The following is a 16425-nucleotide window of genomic DNA, read 5'->3' as shown; positions in this document are numbered from 1 at the left end:
TCGGATTCTACGAATCCAGGTTCTCCGACGCCCACGCCCCGAGTTCGCCGAGAATCGGCAGGAGCGCTTCGCCAGACGGCGTCAGCCGATAAGACACCGACACCGGCGGGCCTGCCTCGACCTGCCGCTCGATCACACCCGCTTCTGCCAATTCGACCAACCGTGACGACAACATCGAGTCACTGATTCCGCCGATCGCGGCGCGGAGTTCGGCGTAGCCCGCCGGACCGTGCATCAGGGTGCCCAACAGAACCCCATTCCAACGCTTGCCGAGCAGGGCGAACGCCGACCGTAGCGCGCCGTCACAGGCACGTGGCTCGTGCGTGACTTCGACTTCCCTGGGCATCGGCCCAGCATACCGTTTGCTACAGTCGCTCCTAGCTACTTTTATTTTAGTAGTCCCTCTAGATGTAGGAGCACATCATGTCCGATGCCGTCCACACCCTCGACGCAGACGCGCGCGCATTACTCTTTCGCGACGCCCGCACCGCCAACACTTTCAGTTCCGAGCCGGTGAGCGACGAGGCACTCAAAGAGGTCTGGGAACTCGCCAAATGGCCACCCACCGCAGCCAACACCCAGCCGCTGCGAGTCCTCTACGTCCGCAGCGACGAAGCCAAGGAACGCCTGCTCCCCCACGTCGCCGAAGGCAATGTCGACAAGGTCCGCAGCGCACCGGTGACCGCCGTACTGGCGATGGATTCGGCGTACCACGAGCACATTCCGACCGTGTTGCCCTTCCGGCCCGAGATGAAGGACGCCCTGGAGGCCAACGAGGACATGCGTACCTCGATGGGTACGTTCGGCAGCACCTTGCAGGCCGGATACTTCATCCTCGCCGTACGTTCCGTGGGGCTGACCGCCGGACCGATGGCCGGATTCGATTCCGCCGGAGTCGATTCCGAGTTCTTCGCTGACGGCCGCTGGAAATCAACCCTGCTGGTCAACGTCGGCCATCCGGGCAAAGATGCCTGGTTCGACCGACTGCCCCGCCTGGACGAGGACGAGGTCTTGCGCTTCGCCTGATCCCTTCGAGAAACGCGGTCTAGTCGAGATGGTCGAGGAGACGGTCGAGAAACGGACGCTGACCTTTCAGCAGTTTGTCCCCGGCCGTCTCGAGATCGCACCACGCCACCCGGTCGATCTCGGGATACGACTGCATCTTTCCCGATCCCCGTGGCCATTCCATCTCGAACGTGTTGCTGGCGGCATCGGTGATGTCGAGGTCGGCCTCAATCGCAAAGGCGGTCACCAGCTTTCCGCTCGGCTGCTTGATCTCCCCGAGTTCGATGACCTCCCCGTCGGGAACCGTGAGACCGACCTCCTCGACGAATTCCCGATGGGCCGCGGCCAGCGGTTCTTCGTCTTCGTCGTACAACCCTTTGGGTATCGACCAGGCGCCGGAATCCTTGCGCGCCCACAAGGGGCCTCCCGGATGCGCGATCAAGACCTCGACCTCGATGCCCGCCTCTGCCTCGGAACGACGGAACAGCAGTATCCCCGCACTTCGCTTTGGCATCGTCGCCACCGGCCTTCCTGCTCTGTGGACCGCACGATCCGCCAGGACTACACACTAGTCCTGGCGGGCCGCGTCACCGGCAACCGAAACCCGGCTACTCGACGAACGAATCGGCCACGGTCAGCGCCGCGTCCAGGATCTGCAGGCCGACGGCCACCTCATCAGGGGTGACCGTGCACGGCGGCACCATGTGGATCCGGTTGAAGTTGGCAAAGGGCAGCAGGCCGCCCGTTTTGCAGGCGGACAGAACCGCAGTCATTGCCGGGCTCGAGCCACCGTAGGGCGCGAGTGGTTCCCGGGTGTCGGGGTTCTTGACCAGTTCCACCGCCCAGAACACACCCACGCCACGCACTTCACCGACGCTGGGATGCTGCGCAGCGAGTTTCTCCAGTCCGGGTCCCAAGACGTCTGATCCGATGGTCGCGGCATTTTCGACAATGCCCTCGTCGGTCATCGCGTTGATGGTGGCGACGGCGGCCGCGGTGGCCAGCGGATGCCCGGAGTAGGTCAGACCACCGGGATAGGGCCGATCGGCAAACGTCTGGGCGATCTCGTTGTTGATGGCCACGCCACCGAGCGGGACGTATCCCGAGTTCACGCCCTTGGCGAAGGTGATCAGATCAGGGATGACCTCGGAGTGGTTGATGGAGAACCACTCTCCGGTGCGGCCGAATCCGGCCATCACCTCGTCGGCCACCATCACGATGCCGAACCGATCACACAGTTCACGAACTCCGGCCAGGTAGCCGGCCGGCGGCACCATGATGCCCGCGGTCCCCGGAACCGGCTCCAGCACAATGGCTGCAATCGTCTGCGGACCCTCCATCGAGATCACCGATTCGAGGTGCTCGAGAGCACGCTCGCATTCCTGCTGCTCGGTTTCGGCATGGAACTGGCTGCGGTACAGGAAGGGTCCGAAGAAATGGACCACTCCGGCCGACGCGTAGTCGTTGGGCCAGCGCCGCGGATCACCGGTCATGTTGATCGCGGTATCGGTACCCCCGTGATACGAACGGTAGCGGGTGAGCACCTTGCGTCGACCGGTGTGCAGGCGTGCCATCCGCACGGCATGCTCCACCGCATCGGCGCCGCCGTTGGTGAAGAACACCTTGTCGAGATCACCGGGGGTCCGCTCGGCGATCAGGCGCGCAGCCTCCGACCGCGCATCGTTGACGTGCGACGGTGCGATGGTGCAGAGCTTGTTCGCCTGCTCGGCAATCGCCGCAACGACTTTGGGGTGCTGGTGGCCGATGTTGGTGTTGACCATCTGCGACGAGAAATCGATCAGCCGATTGCCCTCGCCGTCCCAGACATACGATCCCGCAGCGCCCAGGATCGTCATCGGATTCAGCTGTGCCTGCGCCGACCACGAATGGAACACGTGAGCCCGGTCCAACTCGTGGGCTCGACGCCCGGCGGTCTTGGCCGCTTCCAGCTCGCTTGCGTCGGCAAACGGCGAATTACCGCCGAAGCTCGTGTTGTCATCTGCCATCAGAGGGCACCTTCCGCCATGCGACCGACTGTCTCGGTCAATACGTCCACACCGGCCGTGAGGTCGGCGTCGTGAGTATATTCATTCTCCGCGTGAGAGACACCGTCGACACTGGGTATGAACAGCATCACCGTCGGAACCAGATCTTTCATGTTTGTCGAATCATGACCGGCCCGGGTTCGCACCTGCATGTGGCTGTGCCCGAGCTGCTCGATCACCTTCTCTGCCAACGCCACACCCTCGGGCTGGTAGGTATGCCCCTTCCAGGTGTGGGCGAACCGCCGCTCGATCTCGACGTCGGCCGCTACCTCGATCTCGGCGAACGCACGATTGAGCTTCACGTCGGCCTCGGCCAGCAATTCATCGGACGGCGACCGCAGATCCAGGTGCATGTGGACCTCGCGGGCCACCACCACCGGCGAATTCGGGAAGACCGTCAACTGTCCGCATGAGGTGTGCAGATCCTCACCGTATTCGTCGGCCAGCTCACGCAGCGCCACAACGGCTTTCGCTGCACCGTAGAGCGCGTCCTGCCGGTCCGCGATGGCGGTTGCACCGGTGTGCGACTGCGACCCGATGACCGAGATCTCGTACTTGTTGGCACCCCAGGTCGACGGCACCACACCCATCAGCACACCGGCCTTGTCGAGTTCGCGGCCCTGCTCGATGTGGATTTCGGCGTACGCGGCAACCTTCAGACCGCCTGCCGTGTGGTGCTCGCCTGCCGTGAAGACATCCTTGTCCCCCAACATGTCCAGCTCACCGAGGGCGTCGGCCACCGTGACACCGGCGACGTCGGTGGTGTCGAGTGCTTCTTGCAGGTCGAGCTTGCCGGTGAACACACCGCTACCCTGCATCGACGGTTTGAATCGTGATCCCTCTTCGTTGAACCAGTTCACGACGGCCAGGTTGTGGACGGCTTCATCAGGATTGGCGAGGTAGTACTGCCGAAGCCGATCCATCGCGTGCGCCGCGGCCAGGACACCGTAGGCACCGTCGTAGCGACCACCACGGGGCTGGCTGTCCATGTGCGATCCGGACAACACGTACGGCGCGCCGGGTACCAGTTCGTACAGCCCGAACATGTTGCCGATCCGGTCGTACGCCACCGTGAAACCGCGCTCGGTCAGCCAGCCGGCCAGCCATCGGCGATTCGCGCCGTCGGCTTCGGTGGCGGCCTGGCGCTCGACCCCATTGGCCGCCGTCGCGCCGAATGTGGACATGGTATTGAAGTCGTCGACGAACGCGCTGTCCGTAGCCGCATCGGCGGCAACCCGAACTCCGTTGCCGCGCGCTGATTCTGAAGAAGTCATCGAAGGATCCTTACGTCTGGGACGGGGTTACGAACGGGCGGCGAGGGTCGGCGCCATTGCCGGAATGATCTTCTCTCCGTACGCTTCCAGGGTCTGATCCTTGCCGTCGTGCTGCAAGTAGATCGAGAACTGATCGACGCCGAGGTCGCGCAGCTCCTCGAGCCGGGCGATGTGCTGCTCCGGCGTACCCAGCAGGCAGAAGCGATCGACGATATCGTCGGGCACGAAGTCGGCGTGGCTGTTGCCGACCCGCCCGTGCTCGTTGTAGTCGTAGCCCTGCCGGTTCTTGATGTAGTCGGTGAGAATCGCCGGGACCTCGGACCCGTCGCCACCGTATTTGTCCACCAGATCCGCGACGTGGTTGCCAACCATCCCGCCGAACCAACGACACTGATCACGTTGGTGCGCAAGGTCATCACCGACATACGCCGGGGCCGCCACCACGATCTTCACCTCATCCGGGTCACGTCCGGCAGCTACGGCGGCCGCCTTCACCCGCTTCACCGTCCACTCCACGATCGCCGGATCTGCCAGTTGCAGAATGAAACCGTCGGCGACTTCGCCGATCAGGTCCAACGCCTTGGGTCCGTACCCGGCGCCGTAGACGTCCAGCCGTGAGCGACCGGCCCACGGGAATCGGATCTCGGTGCCGTTGATGGTGGCAGAGCGTCCGTTGCCCAATTCCTTGATGACAGAGATGCTGTCGCGCAGGATCGCCAGCGTGGACGGCTTGCCCGAGAGCACTCGGACCGCAGAGTCACCACGGCCGATGCCGCAGATGGTCCGGTTTCCGTACATCGAGTTCAGCGTCGAGAACGTCGAGGCCGTGACCGTGGCGTCCCGGGTCAGCGGATTGGTCACCATCGGCCCGACGATCACATTGCGTGTCGCCGCCAGGATCTGGCTGTAGATCACGTTCGGCTCTTGCCAGAGCACATGCGAGTCAAATGTCCACACGTATGTGAAGCCCCGGTTCTCGGCCGCAACGGCGAGTTCGACCACTCGCGATGCCGGCGGATTGCATTGCATGACAACACCAAAGTCCATGTCGTGCTCCTATCGATTCTATTTGCTCATACTGCGTGGCGATCGCAGGCGATGACGGCTCTAGATGAGGTTTTGCGAGAGTTCGCGCCGCACAAATCGTCCGTCGGTCTTCTTTCCGAGATACTCACCCGCATCGACGATCACGGATCCGCGCGAGAGTACTGTTTGCACCGCACCGTCGATCTCGTATCCCTCCCACGCCGAGTAGTCCATGTTCATGTGGTGGGTCTTGCCGAGCCCGATACTGGTGTGGCCGGCCGGATCGTAGATGACGACGTCGGCATCGGCGCCCGGCGAGATGACGCCCTTGCGTGGGTACATGCCGAACATGCGCGCCGGCGTGGTGCAGCAGACCTCGACCCACTTCTCGAGACTGATCCGTCCGTCCACCACACCCTGATACATCAGGTCCATCCGGTGCTCGACACCACCGATTCCATTGGGGATCTTGGAGAAGTCGGCGATACCCAGCTCTTTCTGGTCAACCATGCAGAACGGGCAGTGGTCGGTCGCGACTCCGGCGACGTCGCCGGTCCGGATGAACTTCCACAACTCGTCCTGATGACCCTCTGCCCGCGACCGCAGCGGTGTCGAACAGACCCACTTCGCACCCTCGAATCCCGGTGCGCCGAGCTGTTCTTCGAGCGAGAGGTACAGATACTGCGGGCAGGTCTCGGCGAACACATTGGCGCCCCGACCACGTGCGGTGGCAATCTGCTCGAGTGCCTGCCGAGCCGACACGTGCACCACGTACAACGGCGCCCCGGTGACATCGGCCAGCATGATCGCCCGGTGTGTGGCCTCTTCTTCGAGCTGCCACGGCCGCGAGACCCCGTGGTAGTACGGCGATGTCTCGCCGCGCTTGACGTGCTGCGACACCAATTCGTCGATGGCGATGCCGTTCTCGGCATGCATCATCATCAGTGCACCGGTGTCGGCGGCGCGTTGCATGGCCCGCAGGATCTGACCGTCGTTGGAGTAGTAGACCCCGGGGTAGGCCATGAACAGTTTGAAACTGGTGACACCTTCATTGATCAATTCACCCATCGCGGAGATGGATTGATCGTTCACGTCACCGATGATCTGATGGAAACCGTAGTCGATGGCGCTCTGCCCACCGGCCTTCTGGTGCCACTGGGCGAGGGTGTCCTGCAGTTGCTCACCCGGTGTCTGGATGGCGAAGTCGACAATCGTAGTCGTTCCGCCGAATGCCGCAGCACGCGTGCCGGTTTCGAACGTATCAGATGCCTCGGTCCCACCGAACGGCATCTGCATGTGGGTGTGGGCATCAACTCCACCGGGGATCACGTACTTGCCGGTGGCGTCGATCACCGTGTCGACATTGGCAGCGAGGTCGGTACCGAACGTCGCAGCGCCCGGCTCGATCAGTGCCACGATGGTCTCACCGTCGATCAGCACATCGATGAGCTGCCTTCCGGTGGACGAGACCACCGTTCCGCCACGAATGAGGGTTGTTTCCATCAGATTCCCTGCTTTCCTGCGAGTTGTTCGTCCGGATCCTTGTCTGGCTCACTGACCACCGTGTTGGAACCGACGGCATTCGGATCGATCGGCTCGGTGCTCTCTGGCGTGGAATCGACATCCACGGTGCCGCTCCAGGTGCCGATCAGACGCATCAGGTGGTAGATCACGACGGCGGAGATGGCACCGAGTGCGATGCCACCGAAGCTGAGATCACCGATGGTCCAGGAGAAGTCGGCAATACCGATGACCAGCGCGATGGCTGCGGTGAACTGGTTGATCGGCTTGGAGAAGTCGACCTTGTTGGTGACCCAGATGTGCACACCGAGGATGCCGACCAGACCGTAGAGGGCAACGGTGACACCGCCGAGCACACCGGGCGGGACGGAGGCGATGACCGCACCTACCTTGGGCGAGAGACCGAGCAGGATGGCGGCCGCGCCGGCAACCCAGTAGGCCGCGGTCGAGTAGACCTTGGTCGCTGCCATCACACCGATGTTCTCGGCGTAGGTGGTGGTGGCCGAGCCGCCGCCGCTGCCGGCGAGCATTGTCGCCAGACCGTCTGCGGCCAGGGCCTTTCCGATCCGGTGATCATTGTTGATACCGGTCATGGTGTTGATGGATTTGACGTGACCGATGTTCTCGACAACCAGGACCAGGACCACCGGGATGAACATGGGCAGCACCGACAGGTGGAACGTCGGGGCGGTGAAGTCGGGCAGGCCGACCCAGTCGGCGGCACCGATGGGGTCGGTGTCGACCTCACCCCGCGCCAGGGCGATGAAATAGCCGATCACCACGCTCAGGAAGATCGCCAATCTGCCGAGCAGTCCACGAAAGAGCACCAGCGACAACAGCAACATTGCCAACACGATGAAGGCTGTGACGGGCTCGGTCTCGAAATTGCTCTTGGCAACGGGCGCCAGGTTGAAGCCCACGAGGGCGACGATCGAGCCGGTGACCACCGGCGGCATCAGCTTTTCGATCCAGCCGATCCCGACGAAATGCACGACGACGCCGATGATCGTCAGCAACGCACCGACCACCACGATGCCACCGAGGGCACCGGACTGGCCGTGCGATGTCGAGGCGGCGATGGTGGGTGCGATCACCGCGAAGCTCGACCCCAGGTAGCTGGGCAGACGGTTGCGGGTGATGAGCAGGAACAGGATCGTGCCGATGCCGGAGAACAGCAGGGTGGTGGCCGGCGGGAATCCGGTGAGAACCGGGACCAGGAATGTGGCACCGAACATGGCGACCACGTGCTGCAGGCCGATACCCACGGTCCGCGGCCAACTCAGCCGCTCATGCGGTGCGACAACGGAGTCACCGGTCTTGACCTGCCACTCGAATAGGGACATTTGGTGGTTCCTTTCAGCGCACGCCGGGCGTGCGTGAGGAGATGCGATGGGAGGGGGATTCGAGTTCGAGGTGGTTGAGCCGAAAGGCGTTGCCTTCCGGATCGAGGAGCACCGATTGCCAGGCCCCGTAGTAGGTTCGTCCCGGTTCCTTGACGCAGGTCGCACCTGCCGCGACGGCCGCTGCGGTGAGTCGATCGACCTGAGCATCGTCGGCCATCTCGAAGGTCAGGAAGCTGCTGACGCCTGCGCTATGTTCCTCGGGTGCAACCAGATTGAGCATGTCGTAGGCGGTGTGGGCGCTGAATCCGAGAATGGTGTCGCCGACCATCAGGCCCCGGAAGTGTTCTGAGCGGAGCTCCATCACCTCGTCGAGACCGAGGAGCTCGCAGTAGAACTCGGCCAAACCGGCAAAATCCTTGGCCAGCACACTGGCAAAAGACAGACCTACAGTCATGTGGCTACTCACTTCTCTAGAGGTCGAGCACCAGGCGCGGTGTCTGCGACCTGCTGACACACAAGATGATTCGTTTACCCGCGGTTTTCGCCCGTTCGGAGAGCACCGTGTCCCGGTGTTCGGGAACCCCGTCGAGGACGGTCGCCACGCAGGCCCCGCACTCCCCTTGCAGGCAGTTGAATTCGGCGGCCGGTACCGCCTCGCGAACCACGGCCAGCGCGGTGCGATGCGGCGGTACGGTCACCACCGCACCCGTCCGAGCAAGCTCGATCGCGAACGGCTCCGCGGCGCCCGCCGGCATCAGGACGGGCTCAGCACGATCGTTTTGGCGAACTTCGACGTCAGGTGGTCACCCGAACTGATCGGCGCATACCGGGGCTCGCCACCGTCGGCAACACAGGTGGGCAGGCATTCGATCATGGCGTCATAGTTGGGTTGGTGGAAGAACACCAACGACATCCGGCGAGTGTTCCCGTCGGCGTCGGGATTCGGTGTCCGGACCCGGTGGCGGGTCGAGGTCCACAGGTCATTGGTCCACTGCGCCATCAGGTCTCCGATGTTGACCACCAGTGCGTCGGGCACCACGGGCACCGGGATCCAGTCACCGTCCTTGGTGAAGACCTCCAGCCCACCGGGCGCCTCCTCCTGCCGCACGATCGTCAGGCTGCCGTAGTCGGTGTGCGCGCCTGCCCGCATCTGCCCAGGCTGCGGCGGAGTGGTCATGTGGGGGTAATTGATGGCGCGGAGCATCGAGATGTCCTTGTCGATGGCGTCGACAAAGAAGTCCGGATCCAGTCCGAGCCCAAGTGCGAAGGCGCTCATGAGCTTTCGCGAGAGTTCGTTCATCGCGCGGAAGTAGGTGGTCCAGGCCTGCTCCATGGCGACCGGCTGCTGCGGCCACTGGTTGGGAAGAAAGTGGGGTCCGGCGTTCTCTTTCGAGAAGTACGGGTCGGAGCTGTCGAAGTCGACGGGACCCACATCGAACTTCTCGTGCAGATCCCGCGGCTGATGCACGTCTTCGCTGTAGGAGAACGCCTGCTCGCCGATCGACGAGTACCCGCGGACCGTATCCGGGCTGGGTTGGGCCACCCGCCGCTTCTCTTGCTCCGGCAGTTGAAAGAACGTGTCCGAGGTCTGGTACATCGCGTCGATGATCTCGTGCGCGATCCCATGGTTCTTGATCTGGAAGAAACCGATCTCGCGGCAGGCGTTGTCGAGTTCGGAGGCCACCTTCGCCTTCGCCTCGCTGTCATCGCCGTACAGCGCAGAAATGTCGATCACCGGCACCACAGACATGTGTTTCGCTCCCTGTCGTCGTCTCCCCTCAAGTCTGTTTCGCAACAGGTACGACCAACAAGAGCTCAGGGTGCTGACAGATCCACAGGGTCGATGTCACCTGCGGCCAAGGGAAACATCTGCGTAACACTCGATTACGCAAACGACTCACGCGTCATCCTGCCGGTAACAAACCCCCCGGCGCCTCTCACCGACGGGTGCGTCGACCGAACGTCGTCTGCCGTGTGTACTTGTCGGTGAGATGCCGGCCGGCGATCAGCGCATCGGTGAACTGCGGGTCACCGCCCCGGAGCGGCGAGACCGCGACATCGGCGTTGGGATGTTGATAGAACGCGAACTCCAGGCGGGCGCTGTCCAGCGCCACCGACCTCGGCGGGTTGGCGGTCCGGTTGAGTGTCGCGGGCCAATGATCATCGGTCCACTCGGCCAGCAGGTCACCCACGAGGACCACCAGCGTGGCCGGCGTGGTCGACACCTCCAGCCACTCGCCGTGCGGTCCGAGTACCTCGAGCCCGCCCGGTGTCGATTCGGCCGACAGGACGGTGAACGCGCCGTAGTCGGTGTGGATCCCGGCCCGCGACTGATGCGGCAGCGGGGCCTGCGCCTGCGCCGGGTAGTAGAGGGCCCGCAGCATGCTCAGTTCGGTGTCGAACTGTGGGACGAAATGGTCCGGCGACAGACCGAACGCCTCCGCGGCCATGGACATCAATTCACCGGTGACCCGCTGCATGTGTCGGTAATACTGCTCCCAGACCGGCCGGAATCCTTCCGGGACACTCGGCCACAGGTTGGGGTACGCCATCGGCCCGGCCCCCGGTTCGCCGAGGACCGGAGCGTCGACGGCCCCGATATCCAGCTTCTCCTTGAGGTCGCCGTGTGACTCTTCTCCGATCGAGTAGGTCATGCCCTCGGATCCGGAACCCGACCAGCCGCGCACCTGGTCAGGGGCCGGTTGCGCCACGGCCTCTTTCAGGCGTTCGGGCTGCAGGAAGAACTGACGGGTCACCGAGTACATGTCGGAGAGCAGCGCAGTCGGGATCTGGTGACCGACCAGGTAGGCGTGGCCGCTGCGCGAACACGCGGTATCGAGCAGTTCGATCTGACGGGCCCGCGACCGGGAGCCACGAGCAGCCTCGGAAAGGTCGACGGACGGAATGGAGAGCACCCGACTACTCTGCCTCACAGCCAGGTTTCTGGCGACGGAGGAGGAAAGTCGTGTCGAGCCCGATGGCCACCGTCGCCGAATTGGCGGTTGCGACCGGTGTCCAGATTGCGACGCCACCGTCGCGGTGGGAGACCGTTGTGACATCGGTGGTCGACGCCGAGGCCGCACGCGAGTTGGTATCGCTTGCCGGGGTTCTGGTGGTTGTCGATTGGAGTCCGGCGCGGCCGAGTGATCCGCTCCCCGATCTTCCGGCCGTCCTCGAACCCCTGGTGGCAAAGAAACCGTCCGCGATCCTGGTGAATCCGGCCCGGCAGGTCAATCCCCCCAAACATGCGGTCACGATCGCCGAGCGGGCGCAGGTGTGTCTGCTCTGGAACGCGGTGCCCGACACCGGCGCCGATGTGACATCGCAGCTGCAACGACTGCTGCAGCAGCAGCAGCCGATCGCGCCGGCGGCCGACGAGGTGGTGACCGGATCGGACCTGTTGCGGATCTTGCACCAGGCCGACAACCTCGAAGGGCTTTTGGACGCCATCGGGACGCGGTTGCGCGCCACGGTCCGCCTGAGCGAGTCGTCCGCTGCGCTCTCCCACCCGGCTGTCACCCCCGTCGCGGTATTTCCGTTGTCTCCCATCCCCCACAACGGCCCGGCCCTGGAGGTCATCAGGGAAACCGGCCTCACCGCGACCGAGACCGCGATGCTGGAAGGTCTCGTGCCGGTCGTCGGGTTGCACGTGAAACTGCGGGATACCGAATCCGATGACGCCGCCGTCGAAATCGCCCGCAATCTGAAGAACATCCTCGGCGACGACCTGGTCCAGCGCGAAGCCGGACTTCGCAAAGGCCGACGCCTTGCCCTCTTCCCCCGGCATCCGGTGGTGTGTCTGGCCATCGAGCCCTTCGGTGTCGCGGTGGACATGAGTGGCCTGCACGACTTGAAGGCCACTCTGGCACCGGTGGCAACCCGGTTCGACGCCGACGCGATCACCATCGTCAACGAGGGCGTGCTGGTTGTGATGATCAAGGCGACAACGGATTTCGATGCACTGTCCCGGGCGCTGTATCGCGGGGTGCAGGTTCCCCTGGCGATCGGCGCTGGCGATCCCGTCGACAACGCGCGCAGCTACCCCGGAGCGTTCCGGCAGGCGGTCCGGGCAGTGGCCGTCGGCCGTCGCATCGGCGCGATCAACCGCGTCACGGCCTACCGGGACCTCGGGGTCCTCGGCGTGCTCTACCAACTCCCCGAGCACGCGCGGCGACAATTCGTCGACGAGACCCTGGGCTCGGTCGCCGACGAGACACCGGACGGCCTCGACCAGCGCCGGATCCTGCGGGTTCTGCGGGCCACCGATTGCAACATCGCCGAATCCGCCCGCGAGCTGTTCGTGCATCCGAACACGTTGCGCAGCCGGATCGCCCGGATCGAAGCGATCACCGGGCCGTTCATGAACGAACCCGATCGCCGGCTCACCATCTTCACCGCACTCTCGATGTTCTCCCTGGACAGCAACGTCGAAGGCGACTGACGCCCGCCCCCGCACCCCGATGATGTGCCCTTTTGGCGACCATTTCCCCAGGTGGACTCCGCCATAACCCCACATCATCGGGCGCGGGAAACATGGGATGTTAGGTTCTTTTCATGTCCACGCAGATCGAGCGTCCCCGCCGCACCAGTGAGGTCGTGGTCGAACGCATGCAAGAGCTCATCCGAACCGGCGACTGGCCGGTGGGTTCACGCATCCCCGCAGAACCCGAATTGGTGGAGCAACTGGGCGTCGGGCGCAACACGATCCGCGAGGCCGTGCGCGCTCTGGAGCACGCCGGATTCCTCGAGCCCCGCCGCGGCGACGGAACGTACGTCCGCAGCCGAAACCTGCTGGCCGCCGCGATCGGTCGATGCGTGTCGAGCAGCGAGGTCCTCGAACTGCTGCAGGTGCGCCGCGCACTCGAACGTGAGGCCGCCCAATCAGCAGCACGCAATCGCACCGACGATCAGGTGCAGACGCTCCGCGACCTACTCATCGAGATGCGGTCAGCCTTCGAGGACAACAACTTACAGCGCTACATCGACGCAGACATCGCGTTTCACACCACTTTGGTTGCCGCAGCCGATAATTCACTGCTGTCCGAGCTGTACAACGGGCTGGCCGAGGTCATGGATCGTACGCACGCGACGCTGATCGCCGCCGACGTCGATGCCCACCCACATCCCACCGGACATGCCGAGGTTGTCGAGGCGATCAGCAAGGGCGATTCGAACGCCGCCCTCGCCGCCGTCGACCACTACCTCAACCGCTCGATCGAAGCCTTGTCATGAAGCCCACAACCACAACGACACTCACGGCGAACCCATCACCCAAGGCCGGGTCGACGCGACGAACAGCGACGATCTTCACGGCGCTCGGGATCATGGTGGTCGCGGCAAACCTGAGGCCTGCGGTGGTCGCCGTCGGACCACTCATCGACGACATCAAGGTGTCCGAGGGCTTCGGTAGCGCAGCGGCCGGCCTGCTCACCACGTTGCCGGTGCTCTTCTTCGGACTGATCGCGCCGATAGCACCCCGCATCGCCGCCCGGTTCGGCATCGAACGCACCGTGTTCGGGGCCATGGCCCTGCTCCTTGTCGCCATCGTGGCGCGCATGATCCCCAATATGTTTGCCCTGTTTGCCGGCTCCGCGCTGGTAGGCATTGCCATCGGCATCTGCAACGTCGTCTTGCCTGCGCTCATCAAACGTGACTTCTCACATCGCTCCGGCCTGATGACCGGCCTGTACTCGATGACACTGTCCGGCGGTGCGGCGCTGGCAGCCGGCCTGACGGTGCCGGTCTACTCCGCCGTCGACGAGAATTGGCGTGTTGCGCTGGGGAGCTGGGCACTCCTTGCCGCGCTCGGCCTGATGTTGTGGATACCGCAGCTGTCCCGCATCCACCGAATCAGCACCACGCCGCTGCCTGCATCTCTGTGGCGCAACAAGATCGCCTGGGCGATCACGGTTTTCATGGCATCGCAATCGCTGATCTTCTACACCTTCACCGCATGGCTGCCCGAGTACCTGATGGACAGGGGCACCTCGAAGGCCGCCGCCGGTGGAATGCTCGCCTTGGCCCAGACCGCCGCCCTCCTGATGGCATTGGTGGCACCGATCATCGCGGTTCGATTCCGCGACCAGCGGGTGTTGACACTCGTCTTCTGCGGAATCTGCGCCAGCGGGTTCATCGGCCTGGTGACCACCGACGTGCTCACCGTTCTCTGGGTCATCCTCATCGCGAGCGGACCGGGTGCCGCCATCAGTCTGGTGCTGCTGTTCATGGTTCTACGGAGCTCGAGCACCGTACAGACAAGCCAGGTCTCCGGGATGGCCCAATCGGTCGGCTACTGTCTCGCCGCCATCGGCCCTCTGGCCATCGGCGCACTGCACGACGTCACCGGTTCCTGGACCCTGTCGATGGCAGTGTTGGCGCTGGCGCTGATTCCCCTGACCGGATCTGCACTTGTCGCCGCCAAAGATTCCAAGATGACCACGTAGACCCCTGCATCACCCGATAAGTACCTCCGCCCCTGAGAACTGCACCACAAGTGCCGTTCTCTGCTATACAAAACGACATCACCATGGTGAACTATGAGTTCAGTTCAATTTTGGATGTTTAAGGAGCGCGGACAGATGTCGAGTAATACCGAAGCAGAGGCGCCCACGGAGTCTCCGATCCTGTCCAGCGCACGCAGCATCAAATGCCACAACGACGTGCTCGCGGCGACTCAGGAACTACTTGCCGACGGTGGGCTCCGCGCCGCCACAATCGACGCGATCGCCGAACGTTCGACAGTCAGCAAGGCCACGATCTACAAGCATTGGCCGAGCCGGATCGCGGTTGCCGCCGAAGCGTTCAGCCTCGCTGTCCGCGACGCCCTGCCCACACCCGACACGGGCAACATCGTCGACGACCTCACCGAACACGTACGCAACGTCAGCATGTTCTACGCCACCCCCAGGGGCAAAGTATTCACCCAGCTCCTGGCCGCCTGCGTCGACGACGAGGCCGGTGCGGACTACTTCCAGCGGTACTACCTCGACGGCCGCCGAGCGCTGACCGCCACGCTGTGGGAACGCGCCGTCGAACGTGGAGAAGTGCACCCCGGCACTGACATCCAGGTGGTTTCAGACGTCCTGTTCGGGCCCATGGCCCTGCGGCTGATGACCGGTTCAGCGCCCTTCGACGCAGCGCAGGCCGAAGAGTTTGCCAGAGTGGCGTTGCACGGACTTCTCAGCGTTCCGTAGAACACCCCACGGAGCCCTGAAAGCCGGCGAATAGCGGGGCGCCGAGGGTCAATAGCCCTCCGTGGCCCGGTATTCGACAGTTTCCAGGGTCATCGACCGGACGTCGACACCGCATCGGCCGGATCGCGGTGTGCCACCGGACATCCGCGGGGGAAGGTGCCCAGGTCCCGGAGCTGGTAGCCGTCCGGATACGTCCGGATGTTGGGCAGGTCGCGGGCCTGGATCGGCTGATCGCGAACCGGGAAGAAGCGCACCAGAGCGCCACGCGCCTTCAGTGCCGCCCGCGACAGAGCCCGGACCGGACGCGGTGGGCGCCGATACCCGAACGCGGCGAGTAGCGGATCGTCCATCAGCGATCGAGCGAAGATGTTGATCAACCACTTCGGCGCCTTGTCATTCGGCGGGAAGGTGGTCATCAGGTCCAAGGTCGAATCGGCGACCTTGCGGGCACCGGCGTTGTAGGCGAAGTGCGTGGCCTCATACTCGTCGAGGAACCGGGCGAACTCGGTGTAGTTGGCGGGAATGTCCTTGATTCCCATCAGTGTTCCGAGGCGCCGATAGTAGTTGGTTGCGCCGACCACCTCGTTGTGGGTGAGCTGACGCCATCCGTACTGCTCGATCCACCGCACCGGTGTGACCACAAAAGTCGCCAAAACATATCGCATGTCGTCATTCGAGATGTCGTAGTTGCCGTGCATCTGGTTCACCCGACGAACTCCGTCGCGTCCCTCGACACTGTCGAAACCGTGTTCAAGAACCGCATCGAGAAGCAGCGTGGTGTCGTCGTAGCGCTTCTGGACCCGCTCGGTGAACTCACCGGTGTCGAACAACAACTGACCGACCGACGGCACGGCATAGGTGCGAAACAGTGCAAAGCTCAGAGCCTGGTTGATATCCCAGGGGAACTCGACTGTGGCCAAGAGCCGGTTGATCTGCTCGAAGTCCCGCTCGGGATCGAGTTCACCGGTCTTCTTGCGCAGTGCATATCGCTTCATGTGGTTCCCCTTCTCTGACCGTC

The 16425-nt window shown here is 63.7% G+C and carries 17 protein-coding genes; 5 read left to right on the top strand and 12 right to left on the bottom strand.

All coding sequences use genetic code 11. The annotated features are described in order from the left end of the window. Positions 1-7 precede the first annotated feature (7 nt). Positions 8-346 (bottom strand): winged helix-turn-helix transcriptional regulator, encoded by a 339-nt coding sequence (locus AC1TQG_RS13120; RefSeq protein WP_482137513.1) that lies wholly within the window; start codon positions 344-346, stop codon positions 8-10. A gap of 77 nt (positions 347-423) precedes the next feature. Here AC1TQG_RS13120 and AC1TQG_RS13115 point away from each other — a divergent pair, with 77 nt between their 5' ends. After that, positions 424-1026: a malonic semialdehyde reductase gene (locus tag AC1TQG_RS13115; RefSeq protein ID WP_482137511.1), complete on the top strand. Its 603-nt coding sequence runs from the start codon at positions 424-426 to the stop codon at positions 1024-1026. A gap of 19 nt (positions 1027-1045) precedes the next feature. Here AC1TQG_RS13115 and AC1TQG_RS13110 read toward each other — a convergent pair whose 3' ends face one another. The 10 genes from AC1TQG_RS13110 to AC1TQG_RS13065 all read right to left on the bottom strand — a co-directional run bounded on the left by AC1TQG_RS13110 (position 1046) and on the right by AC1TQG_RS13065 (position 11129). Next, positions 1046-1519 (bottom strand): NUDIX hydrolase, encoded by a 474-nt coding sequence (locus AC1TQG_RS13110; RefSeq protein ID WP_482137509.1) that lies wholly within the window; start codon positions 1517-1519, stop codon positions 1046-1048. Positions 1520-1613: 94 nt separating this feature from the next. Beyond that, on the bottom strand, positions 1614-3011 hold the full coding sequence (locus AC1TQG_RS13105) for an aminotransferase class III-fold pyridoxal phosphate-dependent enzyme (protein ID WP_482137507.1): 1398 nt from the start codon (positions 3009-3011) through the stop codon (positions 1614-1616). Further along, complete coding sequence (locus AC1TQG_RS13100) at positions 3011-4324, bottom strand: M20 family metallo-hydrolase (protein ID WP_482137505.1); 1314 nt, start codon at positions 4322-4324, stop codon at positions 3011-3013. Before AC1TQG_RS13100 ends, AC1TQG_RS13105 begins: the two co-directional genes overlap by 1 nt. Before the next feature lie 27 nt (positions 4325-4351). Further along, positions 4352-5371 carry a TIGR03842 family LLM class F420-dependent oxidoreductase gene (locus AC1TQG_RS13095; protein WP_482137504.1) on the bottom strand — a complete coding sequence of 340 codons (1020 nt, stop codon included), beginning with the start codon at positions 5369-5371 and terminating at the stop codon, positions 4352-4354. 60 nt (positions 5372-5431) lie between these two features. Beyond that, positions 5432-6853: a dihydropyrimidinase gene (gene hydA, locus AC1TQG_RS13090; protein WP_482137502.1), complete on the bottom strand. Its 1422-nt coding sequence runs from the start codon at positions 6851-6853 to the stop codon at positions 5432-5434. After that, positions 6853-8214 carry a uracil-xanthine permease family protein gene (locus AC1TQG_RS13085; RefSeq protein ID WP_482137501.1) on the bottom strand — a complete coding sequence of 454 codons (1362 nt, stop codon included), beginning with the start codon at positions 8212-8214 and terminating at the stop codon, positions 6853-6855. The genes hydA and AC1TQG_RS13085 overlap by 1 nt, the downstream gene beginning before the upstream one ends. Positions 8215-8227: 13 nt before the next feature. Further along, entirely contained in the window at positions 8228-8668 is a 441-nt protein-coding gene (locus tag AC1TQG_RS13080) for a VOC family protein (protein ID WP_482137500.1), read from the bottom strand. Positions 8669-8684: 16 nt separating this feature from the next. Continuing rightward, positions 8685-8969, bottom strand: a complete 285-nt coding sequence (locus AC1TQG_RS13075; RefSeq protein WP_482137498.1) for a 2Fe-2S iron-sulfur cluster-binding protein — start codon at positions 8967-8969, stop codon at positions 8685-8687. Next, complete coding sequence (locus AC1TQG_RS13070) at positions 8969-9964, bottom strand: isopenicillin N synthase family dioxygenase (protein WP_482137497.1); 996 nt, start codon at positions 9962-9964, stop codon at positions 8969-8971. Before AC1TQG_RS13070 ends, AC1TQG_RS13075 begins: the two co-directional genes overlap by 1 nt. Before the next feature lie 187 nt (positions 9965-10151). Then, positions 10152-11129 carry an isopenicillin N synthase family dioxygenase gene (locus AC1TQG_RS13065; protein ID WP_482137495.1) on the bottom strand — a complete coding sequence of 326 codons (978 nt, stop codon included), beginning with the start codon at positions 11127-11129 and terminating at the stop codon, positions 10152-10154. Positions 11130-11179: 50 nt separating this feature from the next. On the opposite strand from AC1TQG_RS13065, the gene AC1TQG_RS13060 reads away from it, so the two are divergent. From AC1TQG_RS13060 to AC1TQG_RS13045, 4 genes are all read left to right on the top strand, one after another. After that, positions 11180-12655 carry a PucR family transcriptional regulator gene (locus tag AC1TQG_RS13060; protein WP_482137493.1) on the top strand — a complete coding sequence of 492 codons (1476 nt, stop codon included), beginning with the start codon at positions 11180-11182 and terminating at the stop codon, positions 12653-12655. 113 nt (positions 12656-12768) lie between these two features. Then, a complete protein-coding gene (locus AC1TQG_RS13055; RefSeq protein ID WP_482137492.1) occupies positions 12769-13446 on the top strand; it encodes a FadR/GntR family transcriptional regulator in 678 nt (225 codons plus the stop codon). Further along, positions 13443-14657: a CynX/NimT family MFS transporter gene (locus AC1TQG_RS13050; RefSeq protein WP_482137490.1), complete on the top strand. Its 1215-nt coding sequence runs from the start codon at positions 13443-13445 to the stop codon at positions 14655-14657. Before AC1TQG_RS13055 ends, AC1TQG_RS13050 begins: the two co-directional genes overlap by 4 nt. A gap of 135 nt (positions 14658-14792) precedes the next feature. Further along, the gene (locus tag AC1TQG_RS13045) at positions 14793-15407 is read left to right on the top strand and encodes a TetR/AcrR family transcriptional regulator (RefSeq protein WP_482137488.1); all 615 of its coding nucleotides are present in this window, start codon (positions 14793-14795) and stop codon (positions 15405-15407) included. A gap of 89 nt (positions 15408-15496) precedes the next feature. Here the strand turns inward: AC1TQG_RS13045 and AC1TQG_RS13040 are convergent, their stop codons facing one another. Beyond that, positions 15497-16402: an oxygenase MpaB family protein gene (locus tag AC1TQG_RS13040; protein ID WP_482137486.1), complete on the bottom strand. Its 906-nt coding sequence runs from the start codon at positions 16400-16402 to the stop codon at positions 15497-15499. Between the last annotated feature and the right edge of the window lie 23 nt (positions 16403-16425).

This window comes from Williamsia sp. Y844, assembly GCF_056786475.1.
This window is presented reverse-complemented; position numbering and strand designations above follow the sequence as displayed.